We start from the raw sequence: 17,878 nt of genomic DNA on the forward strand, positions 1-17,878 counted from the left end.
ACATACAATGCCAAGAGGGATAGCCGACGGCCATCAGAGCACATTAGGCTTGATCCGCCTGACCGATACGCCGAGTGCTACTCCATAGGCTGTCACTTACAGGGACTGCGGTAGGAATCGACGAGATGGACGAGGATAACAAGTCAAGCACTGGCTCACATGGCGGCCACGGTTTTCTGATCGATGAATCGACGACGGAACTCGACGCCGAATTGCATCAGGCACTCATTACCATGAGTCAGAGCGAAAACCAGGCAAGCGAATGCAACCTGCCGACAGATGGAATCATCTGGACAGCCGCCATATGGTTCGCAGCCGCTATCGTCATCTGGACTATAATCAGCCTCTCTATATAACAGAAGTGCGCCAATGACCGAAATGCAAGAAGATATTACCAGTGTCATTTCCCGAGAGACACTCGCCGGTCGGCTCCCGGTGCCCGGTTTTTCGCGAATCTACACCAATTTTAGCACTCTGCTCTGGACTGCGGTCGCCTTGGGTGCCGCGAGCTTCAATTATCTCTTCGGAGCCTCGCTTGCTTACATTGGAAACACCAAAATTGCGATTGCCGGCTACCTAATCGGATTGATCGTCGGCTTGGTTCCAACCTACCTCGCCTCCGGCATGATCAGTTATCGACACGGAGTTGATCCGGTCGATGCGGCAAAGTCCACGTTCGGCACACGTGGCGCTCTATTGATGCTTGCCATGATCCTGATTACGACCCTTGGATGGGCATTCGTGCTGATCGCTATGACCGGCCAGGCAGCCGGCCGTCTCTATCAGGTCGAATGTTCCCACTCGGCGAATCTCGATAATAACGTGGTATCCCTGGTATCCATTTCGATGCTAATCTGGATCTGGATTTTCTTAAGACGCGGACCTGCGGCAATAACGACCCTCACTCGGATTACATCCCCAAGCATCCTGATAATTGCGTGTGTTATCCTTTACCTCATCAGTAAAGATTCGGGAATCTGGGCGTTAATAAACACCAATATCAGTCCACATGCTGCATACACCAATGATCCGTTGTTGCAGTTGGCTTATGGCGTGGAATTCGGAGTATCCAATGCGTTTACGAGCGTACCGTTTTTTGGCGGTATAGCGCGACTCATTCAAAAACGTAAGCATGTCATCACTCCGTGTCTGCTTGGCGCAGGGTTGGTGGGGGCAGGCTTCATCACATCGGTCGGTGCATTGGCGGCCATAGCTACTGGTTCAACCGAACCCGCGGAATGGATCGTAAGAGCAGCCGGAAACGGCTTCGGGTCGATTATCGTGGTTGTCCTTCTTATCGCTAATCTCGGAACTTTGGTTAGCTTTTTCTACCTTGCTGGAGTATCAATTCAGCAGATTCGAGCCTTAAGCAGGCTTCGATGGGATATGATCGTAATGTTATTGCTCATTCCGGGAATTCCTGTCGCGTTCAATACCTCCTGGCTACTCAATCATGTTATGAATTGGTTGGGATACAACGGAGCTATGCTTATGAGCATGGCAGCCGTGATGTTCGCCGATTATTTTTTCCTACGGCGGCAAAAGGTAATTCCCGAGCATCTATTCGTAAAGACAAGGGATAGCGCATACTGGTTTTGGGGCGGCGTCAACTGGGTCGCGGTTAGTGTCGTGGCTCTAGGAGTCGTAATCTACCTTTCCCTTTTCGACCCATTGACGATGGTGGCGAACAGGAGCTTTCGCTATATCGCGGCAGGTCTGCCAAGTTTTGTCGCATGCACTTTAATTTACTCTGGATTGATGCTTCTGGTTCGGAATTTTTCCTCACAAGGCAGCTACCAGAAATTGAGTGCGATCGAGGGAAAACCCATAAGAGTTGGCCTGTAGTACGCCTGCGGGGCCGAATTTTTCCGCACGCTCCATGGAAACATACTGTGTACGCTTAACAGTAGTGGGCCGTGGAGTGAGCCGAGGTTCGACCCTTCACCTATGCCCGGATCGGGATCTTGTCCCATCTGGGCCGACCGATTTCATATAATCCCGTATTGCGACAACAGTTCCACCATTATAGCACAGGAGCCCTATGATCGAATCGTCAACCGTGGCACCTCAATCTGAGAATAGATCCTCCATTTGGGGCCTTGCAACTTCTCTGTTTTTGATTACTGCAGCCGTCAACTTGCAGGCACCCCTCTATGCAGAATATGCACACGCAGGTCACTTCGGTCCCGAAGCTCAGACAATCGCCTTTGCGTGTTATGTCGCTGGATTGGTGCCGACTCTGACGTTTTTGAGTGGGTTATCTGACCGCCTCGGACGCAAACTGCCGCTTATGATAGCCATAATGTTGGCGGCAGTGGCAACTTCGTTCCCAATCATCTGGCCTGGGCTCGAAGCCGTAGCCGCCGCGCGTATGCTGTGCGGCGCAGCGACAGGTCTCATGGCCAGCGCTGGAACGGCATTCATGGCCGAATTAATGAACGGACATTCCAAGCCACCTGAGGCGGCGGCAAGGATCGTCGCGGCAGCAACATCCCTCGGTTTCGGCTCGGGCGCACTTGCGACCAGTCTCTATTTACTTGCATTTCCAGGAACCCTGCTTCCTGCCACCTATGGTGGCTACATAGTGCTCGCCTGCTGCGGTCTAATATGGATGTCAGTCATTCACGAACGGGTTCGTGTCCGATCGACCGTTTGATTTCGTTCGCCGGTTATTCTTCGTGGCACTACGGTCTATTGCGTGGCTATACTCATCTCATGGTCTGTATCGGGCACGGTAATTGCCTTGGTCCCTGTCGTCTTGACGTCGTATGGACATGGTGTTTGGGCCGGATTTTCAACATTTCTAATTATTTCAACCGGGCTAATATTCCAGCCCGTGGCCCGCCGACTGTCTCCAAGAATGTCGATGCTCATAGGATTGATGCTGACCCCTTTGGGCTTCACGTTGCTGGTGGCCGGAGCGATTTCGTCGTCCCTGGCATTGCTGCTCGTGGGCGCGATGGTCGCGGGTTCTTGCTGTTATGGGTTCACCTATCTTGGAGGACTGTCTGCGATCGCTGTCGCATCAGCGGACTCCGATCGGGCGCGTGCGAATTCCGGGTATTTTTTGTTCGCCTACTTCGGATTTAGCATTCCGGTGATCGCAGGTGGCGTCTTGGCAGATTGCGTGGGAGTTCCGACTGCCCTTTGCGTGTTCGACGCCGCAATCACACTCTCAAGCGCCCTGTTAGTCAGGCCTATATTGGTCAGACGCATCGCACAGAGTCTCCCATGAGGCAGATGGCTCTGGCCGGACTCCCAAAACTCTACATGGGTGGCCGCCCCTACAAGCCTCACGCAATGGCGCGTTATAATCGTCTATTGTCTGCGCCGGTCGCGTATCTCGATCAGACAGACACTTCTCGATAGCCTTCCTGCCGATAGGTCGGTGATTTTTACATGACCTTCCTGTGCTTCAGCTGATGGATAAGCTCCTGCGTCCGGCAGCCAACGACCACAGCGCAGTCGTCCAAGGAAGACGACTACATGCGTGCGAACGATGTTTCCGGTGGTCCATTCTCCTCGCTCGATAATCCGCCACTGGCAAGGCTGACTTTGCGCCACGATGTAGAAGGAAGCTTGAAGGCCAAAAATTGGCCGTCAACCACCTCCAGAACTGAATTCGTCTGAGCTATATTACTTCGCAGGCTGGGCATACAACAGGATGTCACGAGGCTACAACGTCCATTGGAAACGTTCGCGTGCCCAGCCTACTGGTTGTCTTGATTCCCAAAGAGTTTTAATAGCGCACGCTCTCTCCAACTGCACAATTGTGATTCGAATTGTCAGTTGATTTGGCGTGCGATGTTTCGACGACAATGTCGCCCAGGGGCTCACAGAGGAGAAACTTTTTGCTCACTAAAATTTCCACTTAGGCGACGTTGTGTCCAATCGGCTCATTTTTGATTCCCAGATCCATAGACATCTGCAAACACGGCGTGACGAACAAACCGAGACCAAAACGAGGATGAACAGCGAGACGATCATGCAGGATGTCCGTGAAGCGCTCTATGTCGGGCACAAAAGCGACGGGACGCTGATCCGGCGCCCGATGTCCCCACACCTTCAGGTTTATCGATTCCGCCTGTCGATGTTCCTTTCGATCGCGAACCGTGCGGCGGGCGTCGCGTCGGCAGGCGGAGTGGCACTTGGTGTGCTTTGGCTCTCGGCTGCGGCAAGCGGTCCCCAATCCTTCGCAAAAGCCCGCAAGGTCACGGGCAATCCGCTCGGCCAGGCCGCACTCGCGGGATGGGTTCTGGCCCTTGTGTATCATGTCATCGCCGGCATCCGACATCTGATCTGGGATTCGGGCCGACGCTTCGAAAAACAGCAAATCAACAAGGATGGCGTGAAAACCGTGGCGATCACGCTGGGCGTGACCGCGGCACTACTGGCGGCCATCTTCGGCGTGACCTGCTGCCGCAAGAAGGAGCACTGACATGAACGCACAGTCAAAACCCCATGTCAGCGTGATGCGCTCGCAATTGTCGCGCGCACGTGGCTTGGGCGCGGGCGGCAGCGGCGTCACGCACTGGTGGGTCGAACGCATGACAGCCATCGCCCTTGTGCCGCTGTCGGGTTGGTTCGTCCTGCAGATCTTCCGCCTAGCCGGCGCCGAACATGCGAAAGTGGTCGAATGGGGTGGCAAGCCGGTCAACGCGACGCTGCTGATCGCGCTTCTGGTGCTGACCTTCCATCACATGCAGCTTGGCCTCGAAGTCATCATCGACGACTACGTGCACGGCAAGGCACATCTGCCGGTCCGCCTGCTGATGAAGGGCGCGACGTTTGCGCTCGGCCTGTTCGCGGTGATTGCCGTGCTGCGACTCATGCTGGCGGCAACCCGGCAAAACAACGCGGCATGAGCCGGAACAAGATCCAGGGTCTGCCCGGACGGTCCCGGGCATCGACAATCCGGCCACGACAGACAGGGCCGGATGAGCTTCGGGAAACGTTGCAGACATGAACGCGATTTCACTCCCTTCCTCCGGCGCTTACCGGATCGTCGATCACGCCTATGACGTAGTCGTCGTCGGCGCGGGCGGCTCCGGCCTGCGCGCGACATTGGGCATGGGGGCCGCAGGGCTGAAGACCGCCTGCGTCACCAAGGTCTTTCCCACGCGCAGCCATACCGTCGCGGCCCAGGGCGGCATCGGCGCCTCACTCGGCAACATGTCCGAGGATAATTGGCGCTGGCACATGTACGACACGGTGAAGGGGTCGGACTGGCTCGGCGACCAGGACGCCATCGAATATATGTGCCGCGAGGCGGTCCCCGCCGTGCAGGAACTGGAACATCTGGGCGTTCCGTTTTCGCGCACCGAGGACGGCCGCATCTACCAGCGTCCGTTCGGCGGCCATATGCGCAATTTCGGCGAGGCCCCGGTTCCTCGCGCCTGCGCCGCGGCCGACCGCACCGGCCACGCCATCCTGCACACGCTGTACCAGCAGTGCCTGAAGCATGATGTCGAATTCTTCGTCGAGTATTTCGCCATCGACCTCATCATGGACGACGAGGGCGCCTGTCGCGGCGTCATCGCGTGGTGTCTGGAGGACGGCGTGATGCATCGCTTCCGCGCAAAGACGGTCGTGCTCGCCACCGGCGGCTATGGCCGTGCGTACCAGTCCTGCACATCAGCGCACACCTGCACTGGCGACGGCGGCGGCATGGCGATGCGCGCGGGCATCCCCACGCAGGACATGGAGTTCGTGCAGTTCCATCCGACCGGCATTTTCCCTGCGGGCTGCCTGCTGACGGAAGGATGCCGTGGCGAAGGCGGGTATCTGACGAACGCCGAGGGGGAGCGCTTCATGGAACGCTACGCGCCCACAGCCAAGGATCTGGCGTCGCGCGATGTCGTCTCGCGCTCCATGACGATCGAAATCAACGAAGGGCGAGGCTGCGGTCCGAACAAGGACCACATCATGATGCATCTGGAGCATCTCGGCGCGGACCTGCTGCATGAGCGCCTGCCCGGCATTTCGGAAACCGCGCGTGTGTTCGCGGGCGTGGACGTGACGAAAGAGCCCGTGCCCGTGCTGCCGACCGTGCATTACAACATGGGCGGCATCCCAACGAACTACCACGGCGAGGTCATTCGCCCGACGGCCGACAAAGTAGATGCCGTCGTGCCCGGTCTGATGGCGGTGGGCGAAGCCGCCTGCGTGTCGGTCCATGGCGCAAACCGGTTGGGCACGAACTCGCTGCTGGATCTAGTGGTGTTCGGACGCGCGGCAGCCAAACGCGCGGCCGAGATCATCAACCCCGACGAAGCCATCGCCCCACTGCCGGCGAGGGCTGGCGAAAAGGCGCTGGACCGGCTGGATCTTCTGCGCCACGCGAAGGGCGGCACACGCGTGGCCCAGATGCGCGACCGCCTCCAGCGCACGATGCAGTCGCACGCCGCCGTGTTCCGCACCTCCAACAGCCTTGAGGAAGGCTGCGGCAAGATCCGCACTCTCTGGTCTGGCCTTGGCGACATGAGCGTCTCGGACCGTTCGCTGATCTGGAACAGCGATTTGATGGAAGCGCTTGAGTTCGACAATCTGATCGCCAACGCGACGGTGACGATGGAAGGCGCCTTCGCCCGCCATGAAAGCCGGGGTGCGCATGCGCATGATGATTACCCCGAGCGCGACGATCACGAATGGATGAAGCACACGGTCGCCACCCTGGATGCAAAAGGCGGCGTAACACTCAGCTACCGTCCGGTGCGCATGCAGACGCTGACCAACGAGGTTCAGGTCTTCCCGCCCAAAAAGCGCGTGTACTAAAAAGAACCGGCAGAACAGGGACGAGGCGAATGGTCGAATTCAGACTGCCCAAGAACAGCACGGTGGGCAAAGGCAAGGTCTTTCCGGCCCCCGTCGGGGCCGCGAACGTCAAATCCTTCCGCGTCTATCGGTGGAGCCCCGATGACGGTGCCAATCCCGCCATCGACACCTATGAGCTGGATCTCGACAAGATTGGCCCCATGGTGCTGGACGCGCTGATTTACATCAAGAACGACGTGGATCCCACGCTGACCTTTCGCCGCTCCTGCCGCGAAGGCATTTGCGGCTCCTGCGCGATGAACATCGACGGCGAGAACACGCTGGCGTGCCTCAAGCCCATCGCGGAGGTGAAAAAGGCCGTCGCGATCTCCCCGTTGCCACACATGCCGGTGGTCAAGGATCTGGTGCCTGATCTCAGCGGCGCTTATGCGCAGTTCCGCTCCATCGAACCGTGGCTGCAGTCCGACACCGCCCCCCCGCCGGACGCGGAGCGCAAGCAGAGCATCGAGGAACGCGCGAAGCTGGACGGTATGTGGGAGTGCATTCTGTGTTTCTGCTGCACGACGTCCTGTCCATCCTACTGGTGGAACGGCGACCGCTATCTGGGGCCGGCTACCCTGCTTGCAGCCTATCGCTGGATCGCGGACAGCCGCGACGAACATGCTGGCGACCGGCTGGACGCGCTGGAAGATCCGCTGAAGCTGTATGCCTGCCGGACGATCATGAACTGCACCCAGACCTGCCCCAAGGGCCTGAACCCCGCCAAAGCGATCGCGGAAATCAAGAAGCTGCAGTTGGAGCGGAAAATGTGAAATCGCCTCGCCGAGAGGCTCACAACTGCAAAAGATTGCCATGAACCATGGCGTTTTCATCCAGGAGTATCGACGGTGTTTTACCTGAACCAGATATCTGACCACACATGCGACCGTTTCCGATGCGGTTGAATTCCGTTCTTGCCGAGGTGACGGAACGCATCATTCGCCGCTCCGCACCGACCCGTCGCCGCTATCTGGACCTGATCACCCGCCAGCAAGACCGTGGGGTGAGCCGCCCGCGCCTGGCCTGTGGCAACCTTGCCCACGCCTTCGCGGCATCCGGCGAGGACAAAACCGCGATCCGGTCAGGCGCCGCCATGAATATCGGCATCGTCAGCGCCTATAACGACATGCTCTCCGCGCATCAGCCCTACGCGCGGTATCCTGACCAGATTCGTCTGTTCGCGCGCGAGGAGGGCGCGACTGCCCAGGTTGCGGGCTGCGTGCCCGCCATGTGCGATGGGGTGACCCAGGGCCAACCCGGGATGGAGCTTTCGCTCTTCAGCCGCGATACGATCGCTTTGTCGACGGCGGTCGCCCTGAGTCACGGCATGTTCGAAGGGGTGGCGCTGCTCGGCATCTGCGACAAGATCGTGCCCGGGCTGCTGATGGGCGCGCTTCGTTTCGGCCATCTGCCTACCGTGCTGGTGCCGGCGGGCCCGATGCCGTCCGGTCTGCCGAACAAGACGAAGCAGCAGGTTCGTCAACTCTACACCGAAGGAAAAGTCGGTCGAGACGAGCTTCTGGACGCGGAAGCGGCCTCCTATCACAGCGCCGGCACCTGCACGTTCTACGGCACGGCGAACACCAACCAGATGATGATGGAGGTGATGGGCCTGCACGTCCCCGGTGCGGCCTTCGTTACCCCGAATACCAAGCTGCGCCAGGCACTTACACGCGAAGCGGTGCATCGCGTCCTGGCAATCGGAATGGCCGGCGATGACTACCGGCCGCTGGGTCGCTGCATCGACGAAAGGGCGATCGTCAATGCCGCGGTGGGCCTGCTGGCGACGGGGGGCTCGACGAATCTTGCAATCCATTTGCCTGCGATCGCCCGAGCGGCGGGAATCGTGATCGACTGGGAAGATCTGGATCGGCTGTCGGCCGCCGTACCGCTCCTCACGCGGGTCTATCCAAACGGGGCGGCCGACGTGAATGGTTTTCATGCCGCGGGCGGCATGGGTTTCGTGATTGCGACCTTGCTCGATACCGGGCTGCTGCACGACGATATCCTAACGGTGGCCGCTGGCGGATTTGCGGATTATACCCGCACGCCGGCCCTGCGTGACGATCACCTCGTGTGGGGAGACAGGCAGAGCGTCTCGGGAGATGACACCATCCTGCGCCCGGCGTCCGATCCATTCCGCACCGACGGTGGCATGCGTCTGGTTCAGGGCAATCTCGGGCGGGGCATTTTCAAGACCAGCGCCGTCTCCCCGGATCGCTGGACCATTGAAGCGCCGGCGGCCGTGTTCGACGATCAGGAAGAGGTATTGGAGGCTTTCCGCGCCGGCAAACTCGATCGTGATGTCGTCGTCGTCGTTCGCTTCCAGGGGCCGGCCGCAAACGGCATGCCCGAGTTGCATAAACTCACGCCGTCCCTGGGCATCCTCCAGGATCGGGGCTACCGCGTGGCCCTGGTGACTGATGGACGCATGTCGGGGGCTAGTGGTAAGGTCCCGGCGGTGATTCATCTGACCCCCGAAGCCTTACCCTCCGGCCCGCTGGCTCGCGTGCACGACGGCGACATGATCCGGCTGAGCGCGCAGGACGGCACCATCGAGGCGCTGGTTGACCCTGTTGAATGGGCGGCACGCGAAATACGGGCGCAACCCGGATCGGAAGAAGGCACAGGCCGGGAGCTGTTTACTTTCATGCGCCTTGGCGCCGATAGCGCGGAACGCGGCGCGTCAGCGATGCTCGCGGCGATGGAACATCAGGCCGTCTGACGCGCGCCCACAATACGGAAAGACCGAGATATGTCCGAAATTGATCGCATCATGGGCCTCTCGCCGGTGATCCCGGTTCTGGTCGTGCACGATGTCGCTCACGCCCACCCGATCGCCAAAGCGCTTGTGGCCGGCGGCCTGCGGGTGCTGGAGGTCACGCTGCGCACTCCGGCCGCTTTGGACGTCATCGCCGAGATGGCGAAGGTCGAAGGCGCCGTCGTCGGCGCCGGAACGGTTCTGAACGAAGCGGATCTTGAGTCCAGCATCCTGGCCGGCGCCGAATTCATCGTCAGCCCGGGCTTGACCGACGGACTCGGCAAGGCGGCCGTCGCGCGGCGCATTCCGTTCCTGCCGGGTGTCGCCAACGCCGGTGACATCATGCGGGGTCTGGATCTGGGGCTTGATCGCTTCAAGTTTTTCCCGGCGGAGGCCGCAGGTGGAATCAAGGCGCTCAAGGCGCTGTCGGCGCCGTTCGGCAACGTCCGCTTCTGCCCCACCGGCGGCATCGATCACGCACGTGCACCGGAGTGGCTGGCCCTGCCATTCGTGCGCTGTGTCGGCGGGTCCTGGCTCGTGCCCACCGGGGTTCCGGACACGAGGGAAATCGAGTGTCGCGCGGCCATGGCAGCGAAGCTGGCCCGTGCGGCCTGATACTGCGACCGGAAGCCCTGAATTATTAGAAATATTCGAGTCCGTCGGTGCCCCCCGCGTGGCATGTGGTCACCGATCAGTAGGAAGATCGCTTTATGAGTGCAGCAGGCAAGTCCGCAACCATTACGCTTGACGGCAAGACGGCGGAACTGCCGCTCCTCTCGGGAACCCTTGGCCCTGACGTCGCAGATATCCGCAAGATTGTGGGCCAGCTCGGAGTTTTTACCTTCGATCCCGGCTACGGCGAGACGGCGTCATGTGAAAGCAAGATCACCTTCATCGATGGTGACGAAGGCGTGCTTCTGCATCGTGGGTATCCGATCGCGGGGCTGGCCGAGGGGGCGACATTTCCCGAAATTGCCTATTTGCTGCTGTACGGGGAGCTGCCGACGCGCAGGCAGAACGACGAGTTCGTCAAGACGCTGACGACGCATACGCTTCTGCACGAACAGATCCGCAATTTCTTCAACGGCTTCCGCCGCGATGCGCATCCGATGGCGATCATTTGCGGCACGGTCGGTGCGCTTTCGGCGTTCTATCATGATGGTATCGACATCTCGAACGCAGCCAGCCGCGATCTGTCGGCGGTGCGGTTGATCGCGAAGATCCCGACCATTGCGGCCTGGGCCTATAAATACACGCAGGGCGAGCCGTTCGTTTATCCGCGTAATGATTTGACGTATGCGGAGAATTTCCTGTCCATGATGTTCGCCCGTCCGAGCGAGCCTTACGTTGTCAGCCCCATTCTGGCGCGCGCGATGGACCGGATCCTGATCCTGCATGCCGATCACGAACAGAATGCGTCCACGTCCACAGTCCGACTTGCCGGTTCCACCGGGGCGAACCCGTTTGCCTGCATCGCGGCCGGCATCGCTGCGCTGTGGGGACCCGCGCACGGTGGCGCCAACGAAGCGGTGCTGACAATGCTCGCGGACATCGGGCATAAGGATAACATCCCGGCCTTCATCGAAAAGGTGAAGGACAAGACCAGCGGCGTGCGTCTGATGGGGTTCGGCCACCGCGTCTACAAGAATTTCGATCCGCGCGCCAAGATCATGCAGGCGACCTGCCATGAGGTGCTGGGCGAGCTCGGGATCACGGACGATCCGCTGCTAGAGCTCGCGGTCGAGTTGGAACGGATCGCGATCGAGGATGAGTATTTCGTCCAGCGCAAGCTTTACCCGAACGTGGATTTCTACTCGGGCATCATCCTCAAGGCGATGGGTATTCCCACCAGCATGTTCACCGTCCTGTTCGCGGTTGCCCGCACGGCGGGCTGGATTGCGCAGTGGAAGGAAATGATCGAGGAGCCGGGCCAGCGCATCGGTCGGCCCCGTCAGCTTTACACCGGTGCGCCGGTGCGTGAGTTCGTGCCGCTCGATCAGCGAGAGGGCGCGAAGATGAAAGTATCGGAGGACATGTCATGAAGTCAGTTGGCCACGATTCGCTCAATACGGGCAGCACGCTCGATATTGACGGCAAGACCTATCATTACTTCTCCATCCCCGAGGCCGAAAAACACATTGGCGATGTCAGCCGCCTTCCGGTCAGCCTGAAGGTCCTGCTGGAAAACGTGCTGCGCTTCGAAGACGGGCACTCCTACAGCACAGAGGACGCGAAGGCGATCGCGGGCTGGCTCGCCCAGGGCTCCAGTACGCAGGAAGTGCCGTTCAAGCCCGCACGCATCCTGATGCAGGATTTCACCGGCGTCCCCGCCGTGGTCGACCTTGCCGCCATGCGCGACGGCATTCTCAAGCTCAAGGGCGACCCGCAGAAGGTCAACCCGCTGGTGCCGGTCAATCTCGTGATCGACCATTCGGTCATGGTCGACGTCTCCGGCACGCCGGACGCGCTGCAGAAGAACGTCACCATCGAATTCGAACGCAACGGCGAGCGCTACGCCTTCCTGCGCTGGGGCCAGGAAGCGTTCGAGAATTTCTCCGTCGTGCCGCCGGGTGCCGGCATCTGCCATCAGGTCAATCTGGAATATATCGCCCAGGCCGTGTGGACCGCTAAGGTGGACGGCAAGGACTACGCCTATCCCGATACGCTATATGGCACCGACAGCCACACCACCATGGTCAACGGCATGGGCGTGCTGGGCTGGGGCGTGGGCGGCATCGAGGCCGAGGCCGCGATGCTCGGCCAGCCGATCGCCATGCTGATCCCCGACGTCATCGGCTTCAAGCTGACCGGCAAGCTGCCGGAGGGCGCGACCGCGACCGACCTGGTGCTGACCGTCACCCAGATGCTGCGCAAGAAGGGCGTGGTCGGCAAGTTCGTCGAGTTCTTCGGCCCCGCGCTCGACCACCTGCCGGTCGCCGACCGTGCGACCATCGCCAACATGGCCCCCGAATATGGCGCGACCTGCGGCTTCTTCCCCGTCGACGCGCTGACGCTGGACTATCTCCGCCAGACCGGCCGCGAAGAGCATCGCATCAAGCTGACGGAAGACTACCTCAAGGCGCAGGGCATGTTCCGCACGCCGGACATGGCCGACCCGATCTTCACTGACACGCTGGAACTGGACCTGAGCACCGTCGTCCCCTCGCTCGCCGGCCCGAAGCGCCCGCAGGACCGCGTGTCGCTCAAGGACGCGACGAGTGCCTTCGAGACGGAACTCACCGGGGGGCTGGGCGTGCCCGCGAACGACGCGCACAAGAAGGTGCCCGTTGCCGGCACGAATTACGAGATCGGCCATGGCGATGTGGTGATCGCGGCGATCACGTCGTGCACCAATACCTCGAACCCGGCGGTGCTGATCGCGGCCGGTCTGGTCGCCCGCAAGGCGCGCGCGTTGGGGCTGAAGCCCAAGCCGTGGGTGAAGACGTCGCTCGCGCCAGGCTCGCAGGTGGTGACGGATTATCTCGACCGCGCCAAGCTCAGCGAAGATCTCGATGCGCTGGGCTTCAACACGGTCGGTTATGGCTGCACGACCTGCATCGGCAATTCCGGCCCGCTGGCCGACACCATCGTGGATGCGATCGAGAACAACAAGCTCGTCGCGGTTTCGGTCCTGTCCGGCAACCGCAATTTCGAGGGCCGCATCTCGCCCAACGTGCGCGCGAACTATCTCGCGAGCCCCCCGCTGGTGGTGGCCTATTCGCTGCTCGGCACGATGCGCGAGGACATCACGACCACGCCGCTGGGAACGTCCAAGGACGGCAAGCCGGTCTATCTGAAGGATATCTGGCCGACCAACAAGGAGATCGCGGACCTGATGGGTTCCTCCATCTCCCGCGAGGAATTCATCGACCGCTACAGCAAGATCACGCTCGGCACCAAGGAATGGCAGGCGCTGAAGGTCGCGACCGGGTCGGAGACCTACAAATGGGATCCCGCCTCCACCTACGTCCAGAACCCACCTTATTTCCAGGACATCACGCCGGAGCCGGTGTCCAAGGGCGATATCGTCGGCGCGCGGGTGCTGGCCCTGCTGGGTGACAACATCACCACCGACCACATCTCCCCGGCCGGCGCGATCAAGAAGACCGCGCCCGCGGGTCTGTATCTCTCGGAGCACCAGGTCGCGGCGAAGGATTTCAATTCCTATGGCTCGCGGCGCGGTAACGACCGGATCATGGTGCGCGGCACCTTCGCCAACATCCGCATCAAGAACGAGATGCTGCCGGGCACGGAAGGCGGCCTGTCCAGGCATTATCCGGATGGGGCCGAGGGCTCGATCTATGACGTCGCGATGAAATACAAGGAAGAGGGCACGCCGCTCGTCGTCTTCGGCGGCAAGGAATACGGCATGGGCTCCTCGCGCGACTGGGCCGCGAAGGGCACGCTTCTTCTGGGCATCCGCGCCGTCATCGCCGAGAGCTTCGAGCGCATCCATCGTTCCAACCTGGTCGGCATGGGCGTCCTGCCGCTGCTGTTCAAGGAAGGCGTGACGCGCAAGACGCTGAACCTGAAGGGCGATGAGACCATCGACATCGAGGGCCTGGACGCGATCACCCCGCGCATGACCCTGACCATGACCATCACCCGCGCCGATGGCGCGACGCAGGACGTGCCCCTGCTCTGCCGCGTCGATACGCTGGACGAGGTCGAGTATTACCGGCATGGTGGCATCCTTCAGTATGTGCTGCGCGGGATGACCAAAGCTGCCTGAGCGTCATGCATTCGATACCGGCGCCGGCATGGTCGGTGCCGGAGCCGACTAGGCCGAGCTCGGAACGGTGCCGCTGGTAAGGTTGGCTCCGAGTGGAGGCTCGCTCGTAAGGCCTCCGCGACAGTCGATTGTCTCCTTCATGTATGATCGTGTGGCGTCGTTCTATAGCTCGGAGCGGCCTCTCAACGCATGTAATTTTCCGTGCCTCTTAGTCTTGATGGCCTTACCAGGAAACACTCTGTGTACAACAATAACATTCCGATTGAATTCAATTCACGCGCCTCTCTTAAAAGCACTTTGAATGACTTGGAACCTGCATCGTGGTGGCTCAACCCACAGGGTGTGAAACAGTGGTCGATGCCGTGCTGGAGCATGCGATGACCGCAGGTACTTCTGCTCCTGACTCTGTCTATGACGTGATCCTGATCGGTGGAGGCATCATGAGCGCCACGCTTGGAGCTTTCCTGAAGCTGCTGCAGCCGGAATGGACGATCGGGCTGTACGGACGGCTGGACGCGGTTGCGATGGAAAGCTCCAACGCCTGGCACAATGCAGGCACTGGCCACTCTGCACTATGCGAACTGAACTACACGCCCGAAGCGGCGAACGGCAGCATCGACATCACCAAGGCCATCAGCGTCAACGAGGCGTTCCAGGTCTCGCGCCAGTTCTGGTCCTACCTGGTGGAGACAGGTTGCATTGCCTCGCCCCGTGACTTCATCCGACCAATCCCGCACATGAGCTTTGTGTGGGGCGCGAGCAATGTCGATTACCTGCGTCGCCGCTACGACGCCCTGGCGGGACATCCGCTGTTCGCCGGGATGCAGTATTCGACCGATACGACGCAGCTCGCGCGGTGGATGCCGTTGGTCATGGAAGACCGGGCCTCCGGAACACCACTGGCTGCCACCTATTCCGAATCCGGAACGGACGTGAATTTCGGCGCCCTCACGCGCCTGTTGGTAAAGTTCCTGTCCTCTGGCCCCGGCTTCGACCTCTATCTGCGCCATGAGATCGAAGATCTCAAACCCTATGACGGCGGATGGAATGTTTCCGTTCGGGATAAGGTCAGCAACAACACAAGCACGGTGAAAGGGCGCTTCCTCTTCATCGGTGCGGGCGGCGGGGCGCTCCCGCTGCTGCAAAAAACTGGTATCCCTGAATCGAAGGGCGTCGGCGGTTTTCCGGTCAGCGGCCAGTTCCTGCGCTGCACTAACCCGGATGTGGTCGCCCGCCACCACGCCAAGGTCTATGGCAAAGCATCGGTCGGCGCGCCACCTATGTCCGTCCCGCATCTGGACACGCGCGTCATCGACAATCAGCAGGGGCTGCTGTTTGGCCCCTATGCCGGATTCTCGACCAAGTTTCTCAAGCACGGGTCGGTCTGGGACCTACCGGCCTCCGTCAACAGCAGCAATCTCGGTCCGATGCTCGCGGCTGCGCGGGACAACGTGCCGCTCACAAAATACCTGATCCAGCAGGTGTTCCAGTCCAACAACGACCGGATTGCGGCGCTGCGGGAGTTCGTGCCGACCGCCCGAGCAGAGGACTGGGAACTCATCATCGCGGATCAGCGTGTCCAAATCATCAAGAAGGATGAAAAGCACGGGGGAGTCCTGCAATTCGGCACGGAAGTAGTCACGGATGCCGGCGGCACGGTTGCGGCCCTGCTGGGTGCGTCGCCTGGCGCGTCGACGGCGGCGCCCATCATGCTCAGCGTCTTGCAGAAATGTTTTCCGCAATACCTTGCACAATGGACGCCGAAGCTAAAGGAGATCGTGCCTTCCTTCGGAGCGAAACTCACCGAGTGTCCCGAACTCTGTGTTCGCATCAGGGAGCACACGACGCAGGTGCTGCAGCTCGCTGGATAGTCCGGCCGGGCGGGTCAGGACGGTTGATTGGGCTGGGGTTGGTCATTCCCTGTTGGGACGGTAATGAAGATCCCCAAGGCTTCAAGGCCGGACTATCGAGGTCGACGCATTTGCCCCAAGTCTCACCACTCATCTCTTTGGACGGGCCTTTCTACACATAGACGTTCGATGGGAGCGTAATATTCCAGGTTCAACAACGAATGAAGATTTTTGAACTCAGGTATTTTCTAACGGTTGCCGAAGTAGGAAGCTTTTCTCTCGAGGCTAAACGTGTCGGTTTAAAAGCATCGACTCTCAGCCGAGCCATATCCCGGTTCGAGGACGCTTTGGGTGTCACCCTGCTTGAGCGAGGTCACTTCGGTATCCGTCTGACATCTGGATGCCATTACGCAAGTCGGCCGGTTATACGGCAACGGAGGTGGCAGGACAATCAACCAAGGATATAAATCATGTGGATTGATACCACCTGCATGCGTCATGCGCGCTGCGGGTTGTTTTTGCCAAGCGACATGACCGGTGCTTTCGCACGGGCGTTATCCGATACAATTCCTTGTCCACCACTCCAGAAAGATAACGCCCTATCTTGAGTGAAGTCACCAACGGGTGATTTCTGGTGTACGACAGTCCACACCTCGATATTGATTTACAAATACTTCAAGGGAAATGCTTCAGGGTCGAATTCCAAGATGTCAAAATAGACACACGGTAAAAACAGAACATGGTTGATCAATCGACACTATACAAATATCTTGCAAGCGGCCGTCTATCGCTCGTTTCATTGTCCCAGGCTCTCGTCGTTTCCGAGCAGCTCAGCTTTCACAAGGCGGCCGACACGCTCGGTATCGCCCAGTCCGCCGTCAGCAACCGGGTCGCTTTACTCGAAGACGCGATCGGCTTCCCCCTCTTCGAACGGCAGCAAAGCGTCCGGTTAACGGCGCATGGAAGGATCTTTCTTGAATTCATCTCGGATGCCATCGATCTGATCGGAAAATCTCTCGAAATTTCCGGCGCTCCGATCGAGATTCATCGCCCGGCAATCCGCGTTGGTCTTCAGTCCGCCGCCGCTGCTGGCCCGTTGGCGGCCATTCTGCGACGGTTTGAAGCAGTTCTGCCGGATATCCGCCTCACCCTCATGGAGACTGACGATAGCGACGTGCTGAAATGCGTGCGACGTCGAAAGCTGGATATTGCCTTCTTACCATGCCGGGCAATGACGGAGCGCCTCCCTCACGACGTCCTGGACGCTCTCCCACTCTGGGACGAACAGGTAATCGTGGCTTTGCATCAAGACGATCCCCTCGCGGCCAAATCGCGCCTGCATTGGAAGGATCTCGTCGATCGCGAGTTCCTGGTGCGATCTCATGGTATCGGGCCCCACCTGATGGATCTGGCTTTGCCATTGGTGCGACAGGCCGGAGAGCCCAGATATATCGAACACCTGCGCCTTGGACGGGATACGCTGCTGACCGAGGTGGTGCGCAAACGCGCGGTCGCGCTGACCACCGAGGCAGCTCTCGGGATCGCCCTTCCGGGCCTGACCTTTCGACCAATCGGCGAGACACCAGTCCTGGTTACCTTTTGCGCACTCTGGTCACGACAAAACATCAACCCCTCTCTGAAGAGCCTGCTGAAAATCATCCGCGAACTGTCGGAAGCATTTCGGAACAATAAGCCTGATGGCACCATTTGATCGATCAGTGA

General features: G+C 59.8%; 14 protein-coding genes. All 14 read left to right on the forward strand.

Annotated features, from left to right (window positions below; translation table 11 throughout):
* Positions 1 to 125 precede the first annotated feature (125 nt).
* The 14 genes from QN315_RS09490 to QN315_RS09550 all read left to right on the forward strand — a co-directional run bounded on the left by QN315_RS09490 (position 126) and on the right by QN315_RS09550 (position 17,867).
* The gene (locus QN315_RS09490) at positions 126 to 356 is read left to right on the forward strand and encodes a hypothetical protein (RefSeq protein ID WP_323993233.1); all 231 of its coding nucleotides are present in this window, start codon (positions 126 to 128) and stop codon (positions 354 to 356) included.
* A 13-nt stretch (positions 357 to 369) separates the two neighbouring features.
* A complete protein-coding gene (locus QN315_RS09495; protein WP_323993234.1) occupies positions 370 to 1,845 on the forward strand; it encodes a cytosine permease in 1,476 nt (491 codons plus the stop codon).
* 196 nt (positions 1,846 to 2,041) lie between these two features.
* Positions 2,042 to 2,656: an MFS transporter gene (locus tag QN315_RS09500; protein WP_323993235.1), complete on the forward strand. Its 615-nt coding sequence runs from the start codon at positions 2,042 to 2,044 to the stop codon at positions 2,654 to 2,656.
* 1,329 nt (positions 2,657 to 3,985) lie between these two features.
* Positions 3,986 to 4,438 (forward strand): succinate dehydrogenase, cytochrome b556 subunit, encoded by a 453-nt coding sequence (gene sdhC / locus QN315_RS09505; protein ID WP_323993350.1) that lies wholly within the window; start codon positions 3,986 to 3,988, stop codon positions 4,436 to 4,438.
* A 1-nt stretch (position 4,439) separates the two neighbouring features.
* The gene (gene sdhD, locus QN315_RS09510) at positions 4,440 to 4,865 is read left to right on the forward strand and encodes a succinate dehydrogenase, hydrophobic membrane anchor protein (protein ID WP_323993236.1); all 426 of its coding nucleotides are present in this window, start codon (positions 4,440 to 4,442) and stop codon (positions 4,863 to 4,865) included.
* A 97-nt stretch (positions 4,866 to 4,962) separates the two neighbouring features.
* The gene (gene sdhA / locus QN315_RS09515) at positions 4,963 to 6,774 is read left to right on the forward strand and encodes a succinate dehydrogenase flavoprotein subunit (protein WP_323993237.1); all 1,812 of its coding nucleotides are present in this window, start codon (positions 4,963 to 4,965) and stop codon (positions 6,772 to 6,774) included.
* A gap of 29 nt (positions 6,775 to 6,803) precedes the next feature.
* Entirely contained in the window at positions 6,804 to 7,586 is a 783-nt protein-coding gene (locus QN315_RS09520) for a succinate dehydrogenase iron-sulfur subunit (protein ID WP_323993238.1), read from the forward strand.
* A gap of 122 nt (positions 7,587 to 7,708) precedes the next feature.
* Entirely contained in the window at positions 7,709 to 9,538 is a 1,830-nt protein-coding gene (edd, locus tag QN315_RS09525) for a phosphogluconate dehydratase (RefSeq protein WP_323993239.1), read from the forward strand.
* Between the two features lie 30 nt (positions 9,539 to 9,568).
* Complete coding sequence (eda, locus tag QN315_RS09530; RefSeq protein WP_323993240.1) at positions 9,569 to 10,189, forward strand: bifunctional 4-hydroxy-2-oxoglutarate aldolase/2-dehydro-3-deoxy-phosphogluconate aldolase; 621 nt, start codon at positions 9,569 to 9,571, stop codon at positions 10,187 to 10,189.
* Between the two features lie 95 nt (positions 10,190 to 10,284).
* Positions 10,285 to 11,616, forward strand: coding sequence for a citrate synthase (gene gltA / locus QN315_RS09535; RefSeq protein WP_323993241.1), 1,332 nt, complete (start codon positions 10,285 to 10,287; stop codon positions 11,614 to 11,616).
* On the forward strand, positions 11,613 to 14,306 hold the full coding sequence (gene acnA / locus QN315_RS09540; RefSeq protein ID WP_323993242.1) for an aconitate hydratase AcnA: 2,694 nt from the start codon (positions 11,613 to 11,615) through the stop codon (positions 14,304 to 14,306). The genes gltA and acnA overlap by 4 nt, the downstream gene beginning before the upstream one ends.
* 377 nt (positions 14,307 to 14,683) lie before the next feature.
* Positions 14,684 to 16,177, forward strand: a complete 1,494-nt coding sequence (locus tag QN315_RS09545) for a malate:quinone oxidoreductase (RefSeq protein WP_323993352.1) — start codon at positions 14,684 to 14,686, stop codon at positions 16,175 to 16,177.
* A gap of 200 nt (positions 16,178 to 16,377) precedes the next feature.
* Positions 16,378 to 16,623 carry a LysR family transcriptional regulator gene (locus QN315_RS19595; protein ID WP_408904614.1) on the forward strand — a complete coding sequence of 82 codons (246 nt, stop codon included), beginning with the start codon at positions 16,378 to 16,380 and terminating at the stop codon, positions 16,621 to 16,623.
* Between the two features lie 272 nt (positions 16,624 to 16,895).
* Positions 16,896 to 17,867 (forward strand): LysR family transcriptional regulator, encoded by a 972-nt coding sequence (locus QN315_RS09550; protein ID WP_323993243.1) that lies wholly within the window; start codon positions 16,896 to 16,898, stop codon positions 17,865 to 17,867.
* The last annotated feature ends 11 nt before the right edge of the window (positions 17,868 to 17,878 follow it).

It is taken from the genome of Nguyenibacter sp. L1 (assembly GCF_035199985.1).
Lineage (GTDB): Bacteria > Pseudomonadota > Alphaproteobacteria > Acetobacterales > Acetobacteraceae > Gluconacetobacter > Gluconacetobacter vanlangensis.

Coding starts and splice junctions, on each gene's coding strand:
- QN315_RS09495 (WP_323993234.1), top strand. CDS start 370: ATGACCGAAATGCAAGAAGATATTACCAGTGTCATTTCCCGAGAGACA.
- QN315_RS09520 (WP_323993238.1), top strand. CDS start 6,804: ATGGTCGAATTCAGACTGCCCAAGAACAGCACGGTGGGCAAAGGCAAG.
- acnA (WP_323993242.1), top strand. CDS start 11,613: ATGAAGTCAGTTGGCCACGATTCGCTCAATACGGGCAGCACGCTCGAT.
- QN315_RS09490 (WP_323993233.1), top strand. CDS start 126: ATGGACGAGGATAACAAGTCAAGCACTGGCTCACATGGCGGCCACGGT.
- sdhA (WP_323993237.1), top strand. CDS start 4,963: ATGAACGCGATTTCACTCCCTTCCTCCGGCGCTTACCGGATCGTCGAT.
- sdhC (WP_323993350.1), top strand. CDS start 3,986: ATGCAGGATGTCCGTGAAGCGCTCTATGTCGGGCACAAAAGCGACGGG.
- QN315_RS09500 (WP_323993235.1), top strand. CDS start 2,042: ATGATCGAATCGTCAACCGTGGCACCTCAATCTGAGAATAGATCCTCC.
- gltA (WP_323993241.1), top strand. CDS start 10,285: ATGAGTGCAGCAGGCAAGTCCGCAACCATTACGCTTGACGGCAAGACG.
- edd (WP_323993239.1), top strand. CDS start 7,709: ATGCGGTTGAATTCCGTTCTTGCCGAGGTGACGGAACGCATCATTCGC.
- QN315_RS19595 (WP_408904614.1), top strand. CDS start 16,378: ATGAAGATTTTTGAACTCAGGTATTTTCTAACGGTTGCCGAAGTAGGA.
- QN315_RS09550 (WP_323993243.1), top strand. CDS start 16,896: ATGGTTGATCAATCGACACTATACAAATATCTTGCAAGCGGCCGTCTA.
- eda (WP_323993240.1), top strand. CDS start 9,569: ATGTCCGAAATTGATCGCATCATGGGCCTCTCGCCGGTGATCCCGGTT.
- sdhD (WP_323993236.1), top strand. CDS start 4,440: ATGAACGCACAGTCAAAACCCCATGTCAGCGTGATGCGCTCGCAATTG.
- QN315_RS09545 (WP_323993352.1), top strand. CDS start 14,684: ATGACCGCAGGTACTTCTGCTCCTGACTCTGTCTATGACGTGATCCTG.